Annotated in this window: 17 protein-coding genes; 11 read left to right on the top strand and 6 right to left on the bottom strand. The window is 39.2% G+C overall.

Features of this window, described 5'->3' with window-relative positions; all coding sequences use genetic code 11:
- Positions 1 to 66 precede the first annotated feature (66 nt).
- Both AC5SLP_RS08580 and AC5SLP_RS08575 read left to right on the top strand, forming a co-directional pair.
- Positions 67 to 1,803, top strand: coding sequence for an aldehyde ferredoxin oxidoreductase C-terminal domain-containing protein (locus AC5SLP_RS08580; protein ID WP_495254749.1), 1,737 nt, complete (start codon positions 67 to 69; stop codon positions 1,801 to 1,803).
- Complete coding sequence (locus AC5SLP_RS08575; RefSeq protein WP_495254748.1) at positions 1,803 to 2,030, top strand: MoaD/ThiS family protein; 228 nt, start codon at positions 1,803 to 1,805, stop codon at positions 2,028 to 2,030. The genes AC5SLP_RS08580 and AC5SLP_RS08575 overlap by 1 nt, the downstream gene beginning before the upstream one ends.
- Here the strand turns inward: AC5SLP_RS08575 and AC5SLP_RS08570 are convergent.
- A complete protein-coding gene (locus AC5SLP_RS08570; RefSeq protein WP_495254747.1) occupies positions 2,027 to 2,302 on the bottom strand; it encodes a MoaD/ThiS family protein in 276 nt (91 codons plus the stop codon). The two genes, AC5SLP_RS08575 and AC5SLP_RS08570, sit on opposite strands and share 4 nt — an antisense overlap.
- Before the next feature lie 50 nt (positions 2,303 to 2,352).
- Between AC5SLP_RS08570 and AC5SLP_RS08565 the strand changes: the two genes are divergently transcribed.
- The 4 genes from AC5SLP_RS08565 (at position 2,353) to AC5SLP_RS08550 (ending at position 5,068) form a co-directional block, all read left to right on the top strand.
- Complete coding sequence (locus AC5SLP_RS08565) at positions 2,353 to 3,147, top strand: HesA/MoeB/ThiF family protein (protein WP_495254746.1); 795 nt, start codon at positions 2,353 to 2,355, stop codon at positions 3,145 to 3,147.
- A gap of 24 nt (positions 3,148 to 3,171) precedes the next feature.
- Positions 3,172 to 4,389, top strand: a complete 1,218-nt coding sequence (locus AC5SLP_RS08560) for a GGDEF domain-containing protein (RefSeq protein WP_495254745.1) — start codon at positions 3,172 to 3,174, stop codon at positions 4,387 to 4,389.
- Positions 4,390 to 4,467: 78 nt separating this feature from the next.
- Entirely contained in the window at positions 4,468 to 4,674 is a 207-nt protein-coding gene (locus AC5SLP_RS08555) for a hypothetical protein (RefSeq protein WP_495254799.1), read from the top strand.
- Positions 4,675 to 4,849: 175 nt separating this feature from the next.
- Positions 4,850 to 5,068 carry a hypothetical protein gene (locus tag AC5SLP_RS08550; protein WP_495254744.1) on the top strand — a complete coding sequence of 73 codons (219 nt, stop codon included), beginning with the start codon at positions 4,850 to 4,852 and terminating at the stop codon, positions 5,066 to 5,068.
- Between the two features lie 26 nt (positions 5,069 to 5,094).
- On the opposite strand, the gene AC5SLP_RS08545 is transcribed toward AC5SLP_RS08550, so the two are convergent.
- Positions 5,095 to 6,312 carry a tetrahydrodipicolinate N-succinyltransferase N-terminal domain-containing protein gene (locus tag AC5SLP_RS08545; RefSeq protein WP_495254743.1) on the bottom strand — a complete coding sequence of 406 codons (1,218 nt, stop codon included), beginning with the start codon at positions 6,310 to 6,312 and terminating at the stop codon, positions 5,095 to 5,097.
- A gap of 13 nt (positions 6,313 to 6,325) precedes the next feature.
- On the bottom strand, positions 6,326 to 7,456 hold the full coding sequence (locus AC5SLP_RS08540; RefSeq protein WP_495254742.1) for an Mrp/NBP35 family ATP-binding protein: 1,131 nt from the start codon (positions 7,454 to 7,456) through the stop codon (positions 6,326 to 6,328).
- Positions 7,457 to 7,562: 106 nt separating this feature from the next.
- Here AC5SLP_RS08540 and AC5SLP_RS08535 point away from each other — a divergent pair, with 106 nt between their 5' ends.
- The 5 genes from AC5SLP_RS08535 (at position 7,563) to AC5SLP_RS08515 (ending at position 11,854) form a co-directional block, all read left to right on the top strand.
- Positions 7,563 to 8,687 (top strand): bifunctional 2-C-methyl-D-erythritol 4-phosphate cytidylyltransferase/2-C-methyl-D-erythritol 2,4-cyclodiphosphate synthase, encoded by a 1,125-nt coding sequence (locus AC5SLP_RS08535; RefSeq protein WP_495254740.1) that lies wholly within the window; start codon positions 7,563 to 7,565, stop codon positions 8,685 to 8,687.
- Positions 8,684 to 9,571, top strand: a complete 888-nt coding sequence (locus AC5SLP_RS08530; RefSeq protein WP_495254739.1) for a response regulator — start codon at positions 8,684 to 8,686, stop codon at positions 9,569 to 9,571. The genes AC5SLP_RS08535 and AC5SLP_RS08530 overlap by 4 nt, the downstream gene beginning before the upstream one ends.
- Positions 9,549 to 10,742: a sulfate adenylyltransferase gene (locus AC5SLP_RS08525; protein ID WP_495254738.1), complete on the top strand. Its 1,194-nt coding sequence runs from the start codon at positions 9,549 to 9,551 to the stop codon at positions 10,740 to 10,742. The genes AC5SLP_RS08530 and AC5SLP_RS08525 overlap by 23 nt, the downstream gene beginning before the upstream one ends.
- Positions 10,743 to 10,749: 7 nt before the next feature.
- Positions 10,750 to 11,205, top strand: coding sequence for a phosphatidylglycerophosphatase A family protein (locus AC5SLP_RS08520; protein WP_495254737.1), 456 nt, complete (start codon positions 10,750 to 10,752; stop codon positions 11,203 to 11,205).
- Between the two features lie 82 nt (positions 11,206 to 11,287).
- Positions 11,288 to 11,854 carry a YceI family protein gene (locus AC5SLP_RS08515; RefSeq protein ID WP_495254736.1) on the top strand — a complete coding sequence of 189 codons (567 nt, stop codon included), beginning with the start codon at positions 11,288 to 11,290 and terminating at the stop codon, positions 11,852 to 11,854.
- Here the strand turns inward: AC5SLP_RS08515 and AC5SLP_RS08510 are convergent.
- The 3 genes from AC5SLP_RS08510 to modB are packed head-to-tail and all read right to left on the bottom strand — an operon-like array spanning position 11,849 to position 13,977.
- A complete protein-coding gene (locus AC5SLP_RS08510) occupies positions 11,849 to 12,436 on the bottom strand; it encodes an IMPACT family protein (RefSeq protein ID WP_495254735.1) in 588 nt (195 codons plus the stop codon). The two genes, AC5SLP_RS08515 and AC5SLP_RS08510, sit on opposite strands and share 6 nt — an antisense overlap.
- Entirely contained in the window at positions 12,436 to 13,257 is an 822-nt protein-coding gene (modD, locus tag AC5SLP_RS08505) for a ModD protein (protein ID WP_495254734.1), read from the bottom strand. The genes AC5SLP_RS08510 and modD overlap by 1 nt, the downstream gene beginning before the upstream one ends.
- Before the next feature lie 54 nt (positions 13,258 to 13,311).
- Positions 13,312 to 13,977, bottom strand: coding sequence for a molybdate ABC transporter permease subunit (modB, locus tag AC5SLP_RS08500; RefSeq protein WP_495254733.1), 666 nt, complete (start codon positions 13,975 to 13,977; stop codon positions 13,312 to 13,314).

Raw genomic sequence — 13,977 nt, 5'->3', positions numbered from 1 at the left:
TACGCTATTTTGGCGCTATTTTTTTTAAATATGATTGCGCTATACGAAACTTGTAAAGGAGTTATCATGGCAGATTTAATTTATCGTGTCAATATGTCAAACTTGAGTTTTAAAATAGAAGAAGTTCCAAGTCATTGGATGGGATTAGGAGGTCGCGCTCTTACATCAACGATTGTTGCAGAAGAAGTTGATCCAGAATGTCATCCTCTAGGACCAAACAATAAACTTGTTTTTGCTCCAGGTCTTCTTTCAGGAACCTCGGCTTCGAATAGTGGCCGTAATTCAGCGGGAGCTAAAAGCCCCTTAACCGGAGGTATCAAAGAGTCTAACGTTGGTGGAACGAGTGCTGGTATCTTTTCAAAACTCGGTATCAAAGCGTTGATTATCGAAGGCTTACCTAAAGATGAAAATACCTTCTATCAATTACATATCACCAAAAATAACGTGGAATTCAATCCGGTACCAGAGCTTGTCGGAAAAGACAACTACGCTGTCTTAGATGCAATGGCAGCAAAATATGACAAAAAAGTTGCCGTTATGAGTATTGGTCGAGTGGGAGAGATGCGTATGAATCTTGCCAATATCTCTGTCAAAGACCCTGGTGGAAAAATCAGAAGCCATGGACGTGGTGGTCTTGGTGCCGTTATGGGTTCTAAAAAAATCAAGTGTATCACCGTCAATGCAGAAAACTATAAAGAAGTCACGATTGCTGATCCTGAAAAATTTAAAGAAGCCAGTAAAATTTTTACAAAAGCGCTTCAAGAAAACCCTATCAGTGGTCAAGGCTTACCTGCATTTGGAACAAACGTTCTTGTCAATATCCTGAATGAAGCAGGTGGTCTTCCAACCCGTAACTTTAGAGAAGGTTCATGGGAACATGCTGAAAACATCTGTGGTGAAACCATGGCGGAGAACATCAAAGCCAGAGGAGGAAAAACAACCCATGGCTGCCATGCAGGCTGTGTCATCCAATGCTCGCAAGTCTATAATGATAAAGATGGAAACTACCTCACATCGGGCTTTGAATACGAAACCATTTGGGCACTTGGAGCAAACTTTGGTATCGAAGATTTAGATTTGATTGCTAAGATGGATGGTTTGATGGATGATTTAGGCGTCGATTCTATCGAAGCGAGTGTCACGCTTGGTCTTGCTGTGGATGCAGGCATTCTTGCTTATGGCGATGGTCAAAAAGCGTATGAACTCTTATCCCAAGATTTACCAAACGGTACGCCAATAGGTCGTATTATCGGAAGCGGTACGCATATTTTAGGAAAAATTTACGGATTGGTACGCGTACCAACGGTTAAAAGTCAAGGTATTCCTGCGTATGAACCGCGTGCGGTTAAGGGTCAAGGTATTACCTATGCTACTTCAACGATGGGAGCGGACCATACATCAGGTTATGCCGTTGCAACCAACATTCTAAACAGTGGTGGGCATATTGATCCACTCAAAAAAGAGGGACAAGTTGAACTCGCACGCAATCTTCAAATTGCAACCGCTGCCGTTGATAGTACGGGTATGTGTATTTTTGTCGCATTCCCAGCGTTGGATGATCCAAAATGTTTACCAGCACTTGTCGATATGATTAACGCTCGTTTTGGCTGTAATCTTAGCATTGACGATGTGGTTAATTTGGGTAAAACGATTTTAAAAAGAGAGCATGAATTTAACATCAAAGCAGGTCTTAATAATGCAGATGATAGATTACCAGAATTTATGAAATACGAAACACTTCCTCCGCACAATGTTGTTTGGGATTTTACAGGTGAAGAAATTGATGAGTTCTGGAACTTCTAATGCACGTTTTGATTAAACTGTTTGCTCAATACCGAGAAGGTCGCTTCAAGGCTGAGCAAAAAGAATATCCTCAAGGGACAACAGCTCAAACGGTCATAGACATGTTAGAGCTTGAAAAAACGTCGCCTTTAGGTGTTTTAATGGTTAATGGAAGACATGTTGATACAACGTATGGCTTACAAGAGGGCGATGAAGTCGCCCTCTTCCCAAAAGTTGGTGGTGGTTAATCTTCTTTCAATCCCGATAGCAATCTATACGACCCTGGAGTTCCTGGAGGAATGAGCGCAACTCGGTCATTTTCATGAAGCGTTGTCTCTTTGGGCACAACTTTATGGTTTACAAAAGCAGCTTCAACATCATGTTGTGAAAGTTGCAATACATCCATTAAAGCACTGATGTTCGCACCCTCTTCTAGCGTGATAACTTCATCAAGATAACCAAATCCTTTTTGTGCTATCTTTGCTCTTAAAAATGAAAAAGCATTGAGTACAATATGCATGATTGTTCCTTCTCTTTTAACACGTTATTATACCCTATCAAAGGATAACTATGACACTTTTGACCTACCTTCAAAACGCTACACACGATGGTTTCTTACCGTTAGAAACAGCTTTTAAAGCGATGCAAGTCTTTACATGTAATTTCCGTGATGTCGAAAAAGTTGCTCTTGAAAATGGCATCGTGCCACTTCGTTACAAACGCAACCAAAAGACCCTTTCTACAGCAGAACAATACACGCTTTTTAATGCAACAGCGCTGATTGTTGGATGTGGAGGACTTGGAGGATTCATCAGCGAAATGCTTGCACGTATCGGCGTTGGCAACCTCATTCTGTGTGATGGCGATGTCTTTGAAGAACATAATCTCAATCGCCAAAATTTTTCATCCCTTAAAACACTCGGGCGATTTAAAGCAGATGTGCTAAAAGAAAAGCTCGAAGAGATCAATCCCGCTTTACATGTAAAAGCACTTTCTTCATTTTTGCAACTTCCAAAAGATGAAAACCTTATCCAAACTGCCGATATTGTTATCGATGCTTTGGACAATCCAGACCTCAAATGTCTTTTAGCACAAACGGCTATGAAATTAAACAAACCTTTCGTTCATGGCGCTATTGGTGGGTATTATACGCAATTTGCAAGTTGTACCACATTGGAGCATCTCTATCGTGAAAAAGGGGATGGTGCAGAAAAGCGCTCAGGCAATCCAGCCTTCACAGTCTGCTTTGCTGCCTCAATTCAAAGCGTAGAGGTGGTAAAATTACTTTTAGGAAAACCTCATCTTCAAGATTTGTTGATGGGAGATTTATGGGAATATGATTTTACGCATCTTCCAAACACATAAAGATTGACGTATATTAGGACGGTAATGCAACAACTGAAAAATGCTCTTTATACCTTTAATGCTCTTTGTTTAGGGGCTATTCTTATAACACTGCTTATTTTTAAGATGAACATTATTCCGCCTTATGCTTTCTATCTTTTGTGGCAAAGTACCTTCGTCTTTTTACTCATTGCGATTGCACTTAGTATCTATTTTAATAAAAGCAAATTATTTGTTCTTTTGCTCTTTCCGCTCTTTTTCACCTTAGCATTGGCATTTCCCAATACGCTTTTTAGTAAACTAAGTGTATCTGCCTTTTGGCATATTGCGCCTCTGGCATGTGCCATAGGGTATCTCATTCTCTATGCGCTGCAAGAACGCGGTCTCTTTAGCTCTTTTGGGCTTTTACGAACCGGCATTGGTCTTATTTTTTTGGGGATAAGTTTTGTTGCAATGAAATATTTTTCACCTGCGATGCAAAAAGCCTTGGATACGCCCATATTGCCCAATCTATTGCATGGACTGACCAAAGCAAGTGATTTTCTTTTGATTATTGCATTGATTGCCCTTTGCTTTATCTTTCTTGTCTCTTTACTTTTTGACAACCAGACGCAAAAAGCTCCTTTTTGGATGTTACTAGCCTTGATGGTTCCTTTTTTAACCTTGCAAGAGAGCCAGAGTTTTGTTCTTTTCTCGCTACTTTCTTCACTCATTGCCATTAGCGCTTTGGTACACGATGCGTATCGTATGGCCTACGTCGATACACTCACCGGCATTCCAGGGCGTCGCGCTTTAGAAGAGCGTTTTTTACACTTGGGTTCACACTATCTTATCGCTATGGTGGATATCGATTTTTTTAAAAAGTTTAATGATAAATTTGGGCATGACATCGGTGATGAAGTCTTAAAAATGGTGGCAAAAGAGCTAAGTCATGTTAAAAATGGCGGCAAAGCATACCGTTATGGGGGTGAAGAATTTACCATTTTATTTAGCGGAAAGAAAAAAGAAGAGTGTATCATGGCACTTGAAGAGGTTAGAGAACGCATTTTTAGGCGAGGATTTGCTATTCGCGATAAAAATAGACCTGAAAAAGCTCCGAAAAAAAATACACCACAAACGCCCGTCAAAAAAGAAAAACTCTCCGTAAGTATTGGGGCATCGCTTTCTCAAAAAGGTAAGCTTCCGCAAGATGTGATTAAAACGGCTGATGAAGCTCTCTATAAAGCCAAAGAGAGTGGTCGTAATTGCCTCATTTGCTTATAATAAACACATAATCCTTCTTTTTTGCTATGTTACAATAAACGAAAATGATTCTCTATTAAAGGAGTTTTTGTGAGTAGTATGGCACTTAAATGTACCCTAGCAGAATGCAAAGCAAGGCTTAAAGAGATTGATTATATGAATTTAGATGAGCTTGAGCACTACGCAACGCGTTGCGCAACGTGTGGAAATTGGATACTCAAAGACGATAGCGTTGCCCAAGAAACCTATCAAAAAGTCTCTTTGAAATGGGCCGAAGAATTTAACAAAGCCCTTATTAAAGGGTAATTTTCTGCCATAGACATTTTCTTCTTCTGAATGGTGTAATTTTCTTTTTTCAGTTGTTTTTGAGTTAGTACGATTTAATATAAATCATACATAGCCTTTTAGCCTTCGCTTAATCCTTTTCATGTTTTTGATATTTTTACATGTAAAGCCTATGAATTTGCTGCAAAGGAAAACCATGACTTCAGAAAAAAACTCATGTACACAAGAAGAGTGTAAACAAAAAAGTAGGCAACTTGTTTTTTTACCGTTACAAGAGCTCGCAGAACAACTTAAAGCATGTGAGCAGTGCCACAATGGACTCTTTAAAGCAAATGCCATTGCATCTCAGACCTATGAGCACATCACGACATTATGGGCAGAAAAGCATAATCAAGTTGCAGGAAAGCTTCGTTAAAAGCCTTCCTGCTTTAAAAAAGAAGATTAGTGTAAATCACTATTGAGTTTAATTTCGCGCTTACTTCTAGCCGCTTGAATCATACCATTAACGCTATTTTGGCGAAAGTGAATGCCATTCAATCCAGCAAGTTCAAGCCCTTTTAAAAAGACCACCTCTTCCTTACCCGCTTTTTTGAATTTTACTTTCGGATTGGCTTCGGCTATTTTTGAAAGTTCTGTGGCACTTACACCAACTTTTGTCCCTTCTAAGATAGCAATTCCTGCATCGACGATGCACGCATCACCCAAAGGAATACCCGTCACAGAATTGGCACCGAGCAAGGTATTTTCACCGATGCTAACAGGGTTGCCATTCGTTCCACTCAGAACGCCTAAAATACTCGCACCACCACCAACATCACTTCCGCTACCAACAATAACAGAAGAGCTAATACGGCCCTCAACCATGACTGGACCTGTAGTACCTGCATTAAAATTAACATAACTTGCGCCTGGCATAATCGTGGTTCCAGGATGCAACTGCGCGCCCATTCTCACTTTACTGGAATCAAGGACACGTGTGTTATCTGCCGGAATAATATGAGATAAGAAACGTGGAAATTTATCGACAGATTCAATTAATGGATAATTACCGTAAAGTTTCATCTCAATTTCATTTTGACGTAACCATTCAAGCTCAATAGGCTGACCAAACGACCATGCAACATTTTCTAAAACACCAAAAGCGCCTGTCAGATTCACACTTCTAAGAGCGGCTTTTCCAGTGGAAAGTGCATAGAGTTTAAGATAAACAGCTTCTGGGCTCAATGGTTTTTCATCGGCAAATAAAAAGACGATACGGTAATCTTTTTTTAATTTTTCAGTTTGCGCAATCCAATCAAGTGTTTTAATCACTTGAACATTTTTATGTGCATCGCCAAAGGCTTTGTTTAAGTAAGGCGTAAACGCATTCATAGCACTTTTAACACATTTTTTCTTGACATCACAGACAAACTCACTGCCACTAAAATCAATATCAACGCCGCTTTCTTGTAATGCGCCTAATAAAATAGCAGCACTACCAAAGTTTTCATTCCAATTAATCACAGGGAAAGTTGCTTGCAAAATCTTATCCGAGTTCAATTGTCCACGATCAACACGTGCAATACCAAATGCAATGGGTTTGCGGTATCCTTCTTGTGACTCTATCTCTCGTACAAGTTCTTTAAAATCTGTTTCGTCTAGTGTAAGTCTAAGTGCCATTTATCGTCCTTTTTTAATGTTTTGCGCTTGAACACGCACTTGGCGCTCCATTGATGCCCATGGTTGGTTGAATGGCCTCATTATTTGCACCACCTTCTGCATTGACTTTTTCAATGCACTCCCAAAGTTTACGAGCAGATGCTTGGTAACGCTTAGCGGTTTCGCTCTCAGGATGGAAGAAGCTCACTGGTTTTCCAGCATCGCCGCCTTCGCGAACCGCAGGTTCAATTGGAATCTCACCAATGACAATGGTTTCAAATTTATCGGCAAGTGGCTTCGTTGTTCCTTTGCCAAAAATATCATACTCTTTATTGGTCTCAGGACAGATAAAACCACTCATGTTTTCCATAATTCCTGCGATGGGAATATGCAATTTTTGGAACATATCCAAACTTCGCTCGGTGTCATCTAGGGCGACTTGTTGTGGCGTTGTGACACAAATACCAGCGGTTACTGGCACACTTTGAGCAAGTGTTAATTGAGCATCACCCGTTCCTGGAGGCATATCGATAAAAAGAACATCTAAGTCACTCCATAAAATATCACGTAAGAGCTGCTCAATGGCTTTCATGACCATCGCACCTCTCCAAATGAGAGACTGACCATTTTCCATTAAAGAGCCCATACTCATCATCTCAACACCATACACAACAATAGGTTTGACTTTTTGACCGACAATTTCAGGGTGTGTATCAACAGCACCCATCATACGAGGAACATTAGGTCCATAAATATCTGCATCCAAAAGCCCTACTTTTTTGCCTTGGCTTGCAAGAGAAATGGCAAGGTTTACCGTAGTGGTTGTTTTACCCACACCACCTTTTCCTGAGCTGACCATCACAAAATTTTTGATGTGTGGTGCCATGTTTTTACCTGATTGAGAGTTGCTTTTTTCAACAGGAGGCTTAGGTTGTTTAACGACAATATCTATTCTCGCAGCACCAAGTGCTTTTAGTGTTTTTTCAATATTGACTTTTAATTCGTCAGCAACTTCTTTACTAGATGAGACGATTTCTGTTTCAACATAAACATTATTATCTGATACATCGATATCTTTAACAAAACCAAATGTTACGATATCTTTATCAAAACCAGGGTATTTTACGCCACCAAGTGCGGCGCTGACTGTATCTTTGTTTAACATTTCTTGACCTCTATACTTAAGTAATGGCGGAATTTAACACAAAAAAGATAAAAAAAAGCTTTTGAAATGTATAATATTGTAACACTTCAGAAATAAAGGACAAAGTTTGCCCGATTTAGCTCTTGTGATGTTAGGGGCCGGTAGTTCCACGCGGTTCAATCAGCGTGTGAAAAAGCAGTGGCTACGCATTGATGACACGCCTCTATGGCTCTTTGCTACACAAAATATTCAAAAACTCTATTCGTTTAGTCAAATTATTGTTACAACCTCTCAGGATGAATTAGCGTATGCATCCAAGTTTAGCGACACTATTACTTTTGTCAAAGGTGGTGCAACACGTCAAGAGTCTCTTAAAAATGCTCTTTTACATGTAAAAACACCTTATGTGCTTGTGAGTGATAGTGCAAGGCCTTGCATTGACCAAGCGATGTTTGAACGCCTTTTGAATGCATCGCATGATGCGGATATTGTCGTACCGTATCTTCCCGTGGTAGACACGGTTGTTTATGAGGCTCAGACGATTGACAGAGACTATGTTAAATTGATTCAAACGCCTCAGCTTTCCAAAACAGCGCTTTTAACCAAAGCCCTTGATACCTCAATAGACTATACCGATGATAGTAGTGCGATTCAAGCTATGGGTGGGAAAGTCTGTTATGTTCTAGGAAATCCTCATGCCAAGAAACTAACATCCAAAGAAGATATAAACGCCATCACATGCCTTAAGCCTCCTTCCTCTCACCCTTTTGTCGGACAAGGATTTGACGTGCATGCCTATGAAGAAGGTAAAGCAATGATGTTAGGTGGTATTGAAGTGCATCCTACCATTGGATTTAAAGCGCACTCGGATGGAGATGTTGCGATTCATGCCCTAATAGATGCACTCTTAGGTGCAGCGGGTGTGGGCGATATTGGTGAATTATTTCCAGACAGTGACATACGTTATAAAAATATTGACTCAAAACAATTATTGCAGGAGGTCTGTTCTTTTCTATCAAGAGTGGGATTTGAAATCATCCATTGTGATATTACCATTATGGCTGAATTTCCACGTTTAAGCACATTTAAGGATGCCATGCGCTTTTGCCTTGCCAATCTTTTGGCATTATCTCCCATTCATGTGAATATTAAAGCAACTACGACAGAAAAACTTGGATTTATCGGGCGACAAGAAGGTGTTGCAGTCAGTGCAACGGCTACACTAAAATATTATGATTGGATGAATGCATGAAGATTTTAATCGTTGAAAATGAGATTTACCTTGCTCAAAGTATTGCCTCTAAGTTAATGGAAATTGGACATTTATGTGAGATAGCGACCAGTATAAAAGATGCACTCAAAGATGAAAAGTACGACGCTGTCTTACTCTCTACCAATATTTCAGGACAAAATTTTTATCCTGTTATAGAAAAACACAGAAGCTCCATTATTATTTTAATGATCTCTTATATCAGTAATGATACGGTTACCAATCCTATCAAAGCAGGCGCATGTGATTACATTCAAAAGCCGTTTATGATTGAAGAGCTCATTCGAAAATTACAGCATTTAAATGACTTTAAAAACCTCAAAAAAGAAAATGAAACCTATAAAGAGTATGTCAAAAATCTCTTTTCAAGTGCCAATTTAGAACCCATAGATAAAAAAGCAAAATTCCCTATTTTAATTAAAACCAATTTTCAAAAACACGCAGATGCGCTTGTCTTTAATTACGCAAGTTCACAAAATGAGACTTTTACGTTTATCTCTCTTACACAAAGTAATGCTTTTGAGAGAATCGCTCGTGTAGGAAGTGAGGAATTACTCTACATTATTGATCTGCAAAATCTCAAAAAGAGCGAAAAACTCAAAGTTTACAATATCATCGAAGGCAAACGTGCTATTATTTGCAGTACGGACCCTAACGAAGAGAGTGAATTTTCAACGATTGAGATTAATACCGACAGTAAGATTCTTGACCAAGGAGATATTTTGTGTATTGATGACTATGTCAAATATGTCATCTTTAATTTTCAAAATAAATTTCCAGATACCGAACTCTCTAAAAAATTAGGAATTTCACGCAAAAGCTTATGGGAAAAAAGGAAGAAGTATGGAATCAACAAGAAAAAATAATCGACAACTCTTTTTAGATAAAGAGTTTGTAGCAACCTTAGCGCTTGCCAAAGAAGGTATATTGCATCCTGTTGATAAGCTGATGAACAAGAAAGAGGCAACAGAAGTTGAAGAAACAGGGTATTACAAAGGTAAACCGTTTCCATTTCCTTTTATTATTGCACCTGCGGGAGAAAAAAATAGAGAAATCTTAACAACCTCCTATCAAGGTGAACCGCTGGATTTTGTAGTCGATGGAAAAATCAAAGGAACGATTATTGTCGATGAAGTCTTTGAAGTTGATAAAAAAAAGCGAATAGAGCAAATTTTCGGTACGTATGATATTTCCAATCCAGAAACACAAATGTTTCTTAAGCGATTGGGAGATGTGGCCGTTTGTGGTGAATATGAGCTTCATTTCGACGATATCAAAAATGTCAAGAACAAAATAGAAGCTGCTAAAGAGCAATTGGGCGCTAAAAATGTCTCAGCGATGATGATTAACGCGAACCCCTTTCACAGAGCCCATGAGAGAGTCATTCGTATTACACTTGAAAAATGCGATATGCTCGTTATCTTTTTACTCAAACCCTATAAGCAAGACCTGCTCTCTTATGAATTACGCCTAAAAGCGTTGCAGTATTTTGTCGATAACTACCTTCCTAAAAATAGAGTGGTCATTGTCCCATTTGAAAATACTTACCTTTTTTCAAGTTATAAAAATGCTATTTTGGATGCCATTTGCGCTTCAAACTTTGGGTGCAATAAACTCGTGCTTGGACAACATCATAGCGGCATTGGTGCCTATTATGCACAAAATGTCATGCAGTCTCTTGTCAGCCATTATGAAGATTTGGCTATTGAAGTCGAAATTATTACAGAATTTGTGTATTGCAATGAATGTAAAACGTTAGTCAGCACCAATACATGTCCGCATGGAGCACATCACCACATTAAGTATCATGCAGAGTCTCTCCTAGAAATTTTAAAAGTGGGCATGCTGCCACCAGCAATCTTTATGCGTAAAGATATCTCTGCGCTTCTTTTGAGTAGGCTTTTCAAAAATCGCTTTGAGAATATTGGAAAAATTTACGATGCTATTTTCCCGAACAGTGGTCTTTTAGAAAATCACGATGAACGCGATTTTTATCTTGAACTCATGCGCTTGCATCAAACAACATCACTCACGTAGGAAGCTTATGCCCAATTTTTTATTAACCTTTTTTTACAGTGGACTCTCTCCCAAAGCACCAGGAACCGTAGGTTCTTTGGTTGCAACTCTTTTAGGTGTTATCATCATACGCTATGTTTCAATGGAAACACTCGTCCTTTTAACCATTTTAATGACAATGGTTGGCATTAAACACATTAATGCTTATGAGGCAAGTAGCGCCATTCATGATGACAAAAGAATTGTCATCGATGAAGTCGTTGGTGTTTGGATTGCTCTTATTTTAAGTTCTGGGACATGGTTTCAAGTTTTAGCAAGCTTTGCATTTTTCCGTTTGTTTGACATTTGGAAACCTTCACTGATTGGTAAAATTGACCGCGATGTCAAAGGCGGCTGGGGCGTCATGGGCGATGATATGCTCGCTGGCGTTTTAGCAGGCATCTGTAGTGCTGCATCGTATCAACTTGCTGCTAATTTAATCTAAAAAGTTACTTTTCTGTAATACTAAGTTCATAAGCGTCATACGACTATACTATAAACATAACGTTTAGTTAAAAGGATAGTATATGAAACGTCTTATGAAACTCTTTAGTATAATAGCTCTTGTTTTCTCTTTTGCTTCAGCAAAGGAGTTCGTTATTGATAACGCACACTCAAACATTGGCTTCACCATCAAGCATATGATGATTTCCAATGTCAAAGGTAATTTTACCAACTATTCTGCTGATATTGAATACGATACGGACAAAAAAGTCTTCACAAAGCTTGATGCCAAAATCAATGCCGCTTCTATCGATACAGGAATTACAAAAAGAGACGATCACCTACGCAGTGCTGATTTTTTCAACGTGGATAAATTTAAAACCATTGACTTTGTGATGAGCCGTGTTGAAGGCAATAAAGTCTATGGAAACATTACGATTCATGGTATCACTAAAGAGATTGTCTTAAATGCTACCGTGCATGGATTGATTAAAGATTTTCAAGGGCACCAACGTATAGGCTTTAGCCTAGAGGGCAAACTCAATCGTAAAGATTTTGGACTCGTTTGGAATAAAATCTTAGAAGGTGGTGGACTCACGGTTGATGATACGGTCAATCTCACCATTGATGTCGAAGCAATCGAATTATAATCGCTTAAAACCATCCCGTTCATACAGGTGAGCAAAGAGTAAAAATTCCTCTTTTTCTTCTTGGCTCACCGCTATCTTCCAAACAACCCCCGTAGCATCAAACAAACGCTCATTCATCACCACATTATGCGTCGCAAAGTAATGTTCAAAGCGTGGCGTTAAAGAGTATTCCGTATGAAAAGAAAGTTCTTCTTTAAACACAAAAGGTTGAAGAGATGCTATTGCAATGACCTCTTTTGCACTACTACCATAAGCGCGAACCAATCCGCCAGTACCTAGCTTTATTCCACCAAAATAGCGTACGATTAAGATGCCAACACCCACAAGTTCACTGCCACGCATTACGTTTAAGACAGGAGGACCTGAGGTACCTTTAGGTTCTCCATCGTCGGAGTTATTTTCAACGATCTGACGGTATTCGTTAAACAGTCGTTTTGCCCAAACAATATGAGCAGCTTTGGGGTGTTCGTTTTTTAGTTTTACATGTAATGCTTCAAAATCATCTATCGGACATAAAAAACTTAAAAATGTCGATTTCTTTTCCTCAAATGAGGCAGAAAAAATCGAATTGACCGTTTGCATCAGCACTTCTCAATAATGACTCGAATATCGGCAGGTTTTGCGTGGTACGGCGAAGATGTCACAATGAAATCAGCACCAACTTTAGCGTACTCTGCAATATTCTTCTCCCCCACGCCCCCGGTTGCAGAAAAGAGCATCAGAGGGAACTCTTTTCGCACTTCTGTAATGCATTTACCCAGTTCCGCATAACTCATTTTTTCGCATTGCAAAATATCAGCACCCAAACGTGCAAAATAGAAGGCTTCTTCACAATTTTCGACTTCAACCACAATCTTTTTTTCCAAAAACTTACGCTTCATTTTTGCAAACTGTGCTTCAAACGAAGCCGCATCATCAAAAAAAGCACGGTGTTGTTTGAAAACCAAAATTGAGTCATAAAGCCCTAAACGATGGTGCGCTCCACCACCCGCATAAACTGCTTTTAGCGCTAATTCTTTTGTTCGTGGAAAAATTTTACGTGTGGTAAGAAGTTCGATATGAGGGTTATGAACGCGTGCAAGGGAGAGCATTTCATGTGTTTTGGTTGCAATACCACACGAGTACTCTAAAATATTCTGGCACACCTTCCAAATTTGATGGATATTTTCGGCCAATCCATATGCTTCGAGAATAATCTCATCTTCTGCAACACTCTCTCCGCTATCTTTAAATCGTTTTACATCTAAATGCATACGCTTGCAGATATCTTCTACCATCTCAGAACCACACAATACAACAGCTTTTTTAGGAGAAAAACTAATTTTACCTTGCAGATCACCAATCTCTAAACCAACGGTTGTCATATCGATGAGCCCTACATCCTCACGGATCATATCCATCATTTTACATAACCTTTTGCAATAAAAATAATTATTAATAATTGTAACAAAACTTTGTTAAAGGAACTTTTCTTTTCCTTCCTGAAAAAAGTGTAACGCTATGAAAACGCCTAAAGAGATCACAATGAGTATTGCGCACAATCCAAGAGCAAGCGTATAATCACCGTCAAAAACAGCATTGTAGATGGCTAAAGAGATCGTATCGGTTTTTCCGACAATATTGCCTCCCAGCATCAAGGTAATCCCGACTTCGCCAAGGGCTCTTGCTAAGGCGATCAATAAAGCGGCAACCACACTCTTTTTAATACACGGTAAAACCACACACAAAAGGGTGGTTAAACCACTTTTTCCACTAAGATAGGCCGCCTCTTTTATCGCTTTTGGGAAAAGTTCAATGGCAGATTGCAAAGGTTTCACCATCAGGGGAAGTCCAGAGATAAATCCTGCCAACACCAACCCTTTAAAATCAAAAATGAAATGGATGCCCAAAGGGTATAAATAACTACCCAACCATCCATGTTTTCCTAAAAGAAGTAACAATAAAAAGCCTATTGCGATGGGAGGAAAGACCAAAGGGAGGGTAACAAGGGTTTCAAAAAACCATTTGAATTTTAGTTTTTCAAATGAGAGAAGATAGGCTAAAGGAATGCCTAGAATCACGTATAAAAAAAGAACCACACACAAAATTTTGAGGCTTAGCACCAAAGGGTGCCAAACCTGCAC

It is taken from the genome of Sulfurospirillum sp. E15m (assembly GCF_059415145.1).
This window is presented reverse-complemented; position numbering and strand designations above follow the sequence as displayed.

Excerpts from the sequence above, each read along its gene's own strand:
- modD (WP_495254734.1), bottom strand. The coding sequence starts at position 13,257 with ATGATGGATATGATCCGTGAGGATGTAGGGCTCATCGATATGACAACC.
- AC5SLP_RS08565 (WP_495254746.1), top strand. The coding sequence starts at position 2,353 with ATGACACTTTTGACCTACCTTCAAAACGCTACACACGATGGTTTCTTA.
- AC5SLP_RS08570 (WP_495254747.1), bottom strand. The coding sequence starts at position 2,302 with ATGCATATTGTACTCAATGCTTTTTCATTTTTAAGAGCAAAGATAGCA.
- AC5SLP_RS08510 (WP_495254735.1), bottom strand. The coding sequence starts at position 12,436 with ATGCAAACGGTCAATTCGATTTTTTCTGCCTCATTTGAGGAAAAGAAA.
- AC5SLP_RS08545 (WP_495254743.1), bottom strand. The coding sequence starts at position 6,312 with ATGGCACTTAGACTTACACTAGACGAAACAGATTTTAAAGAACTTGTA.
- AC5SLP_RS08525 (WP_495254738.1), top strand. The coding sequence starts at position 9,549 with ATGGAATCAACAAGAAAAAATAATCGACAACTCTTTTTAGATAAAGAG.
- AC5SLP_RS08575 (WP_495254748.1), top strand. The coding sequence starts at position 1,803 with ATGCACGTTTTGATTAAACTGTTTGCTCAATACCGAGAAGGTCGCTTC.
- AC5SLP_RS08550 (WP_495254744.1), top strand. The coding sequence starts at position 4,850 with ATGACTTCAGAAAAAAACTCATGTACACAAGAAGAGTGTAAACAAAAA.
- AC5SLP_RS08530 (WP_495254739.1), top strand. The coding sequence starts at position 8,684 with ATGAAGATTTTAATCGTTGAAAATGAGATTTACCTTGCTCAAAGTATT.
- AC5SLP_RS08515 (WP_495254736.1), top strand. The coding sequence starts at position 11,288 with ATGAAACGTCTTATGAAACTCTTTAGTATAATAGCTCTTGTTTTCTCT.
- AC5SLP_RS08560 (WP_495254745.1), top strand. The coding sequence starts at position 3,172 with ATGCAACAACTGAAAAATGCTCTTTATACCTTTAATGCTCTTTGTTTA.
- AC5SLP_RS08520 (WP_495254737.1), top strand. The coding sequence starts at position 10,750 with ATGCCCAATTTTTTATTAACCTTTTTTTACAGTGGACTCTCTCCCAAA.
- AC5SLP_RS08580 (WP_495254749.1), top strand. The coding sequence starts at position 67 with ATGGCAGATTTAATTTATCGTGTCAATATGTCAAACTTGAGTTTTAAA.
- AC5SLP_RS08555 (WP_495254799.1), top strand. The coding sequence starts at position 4,468 with ATGGCACTTAAATGTACCCTAGCAGAATGCAAAGCAAGGCTTAAAGAG.
- AC5SLP_RS08540 (WP_495254742.1), bottom strand. The coding sequence starts at position 7,456 with ATGTTAAACAAAGATACAGTCAGCGCCGCACTTGGTGGCGTAAAATAC.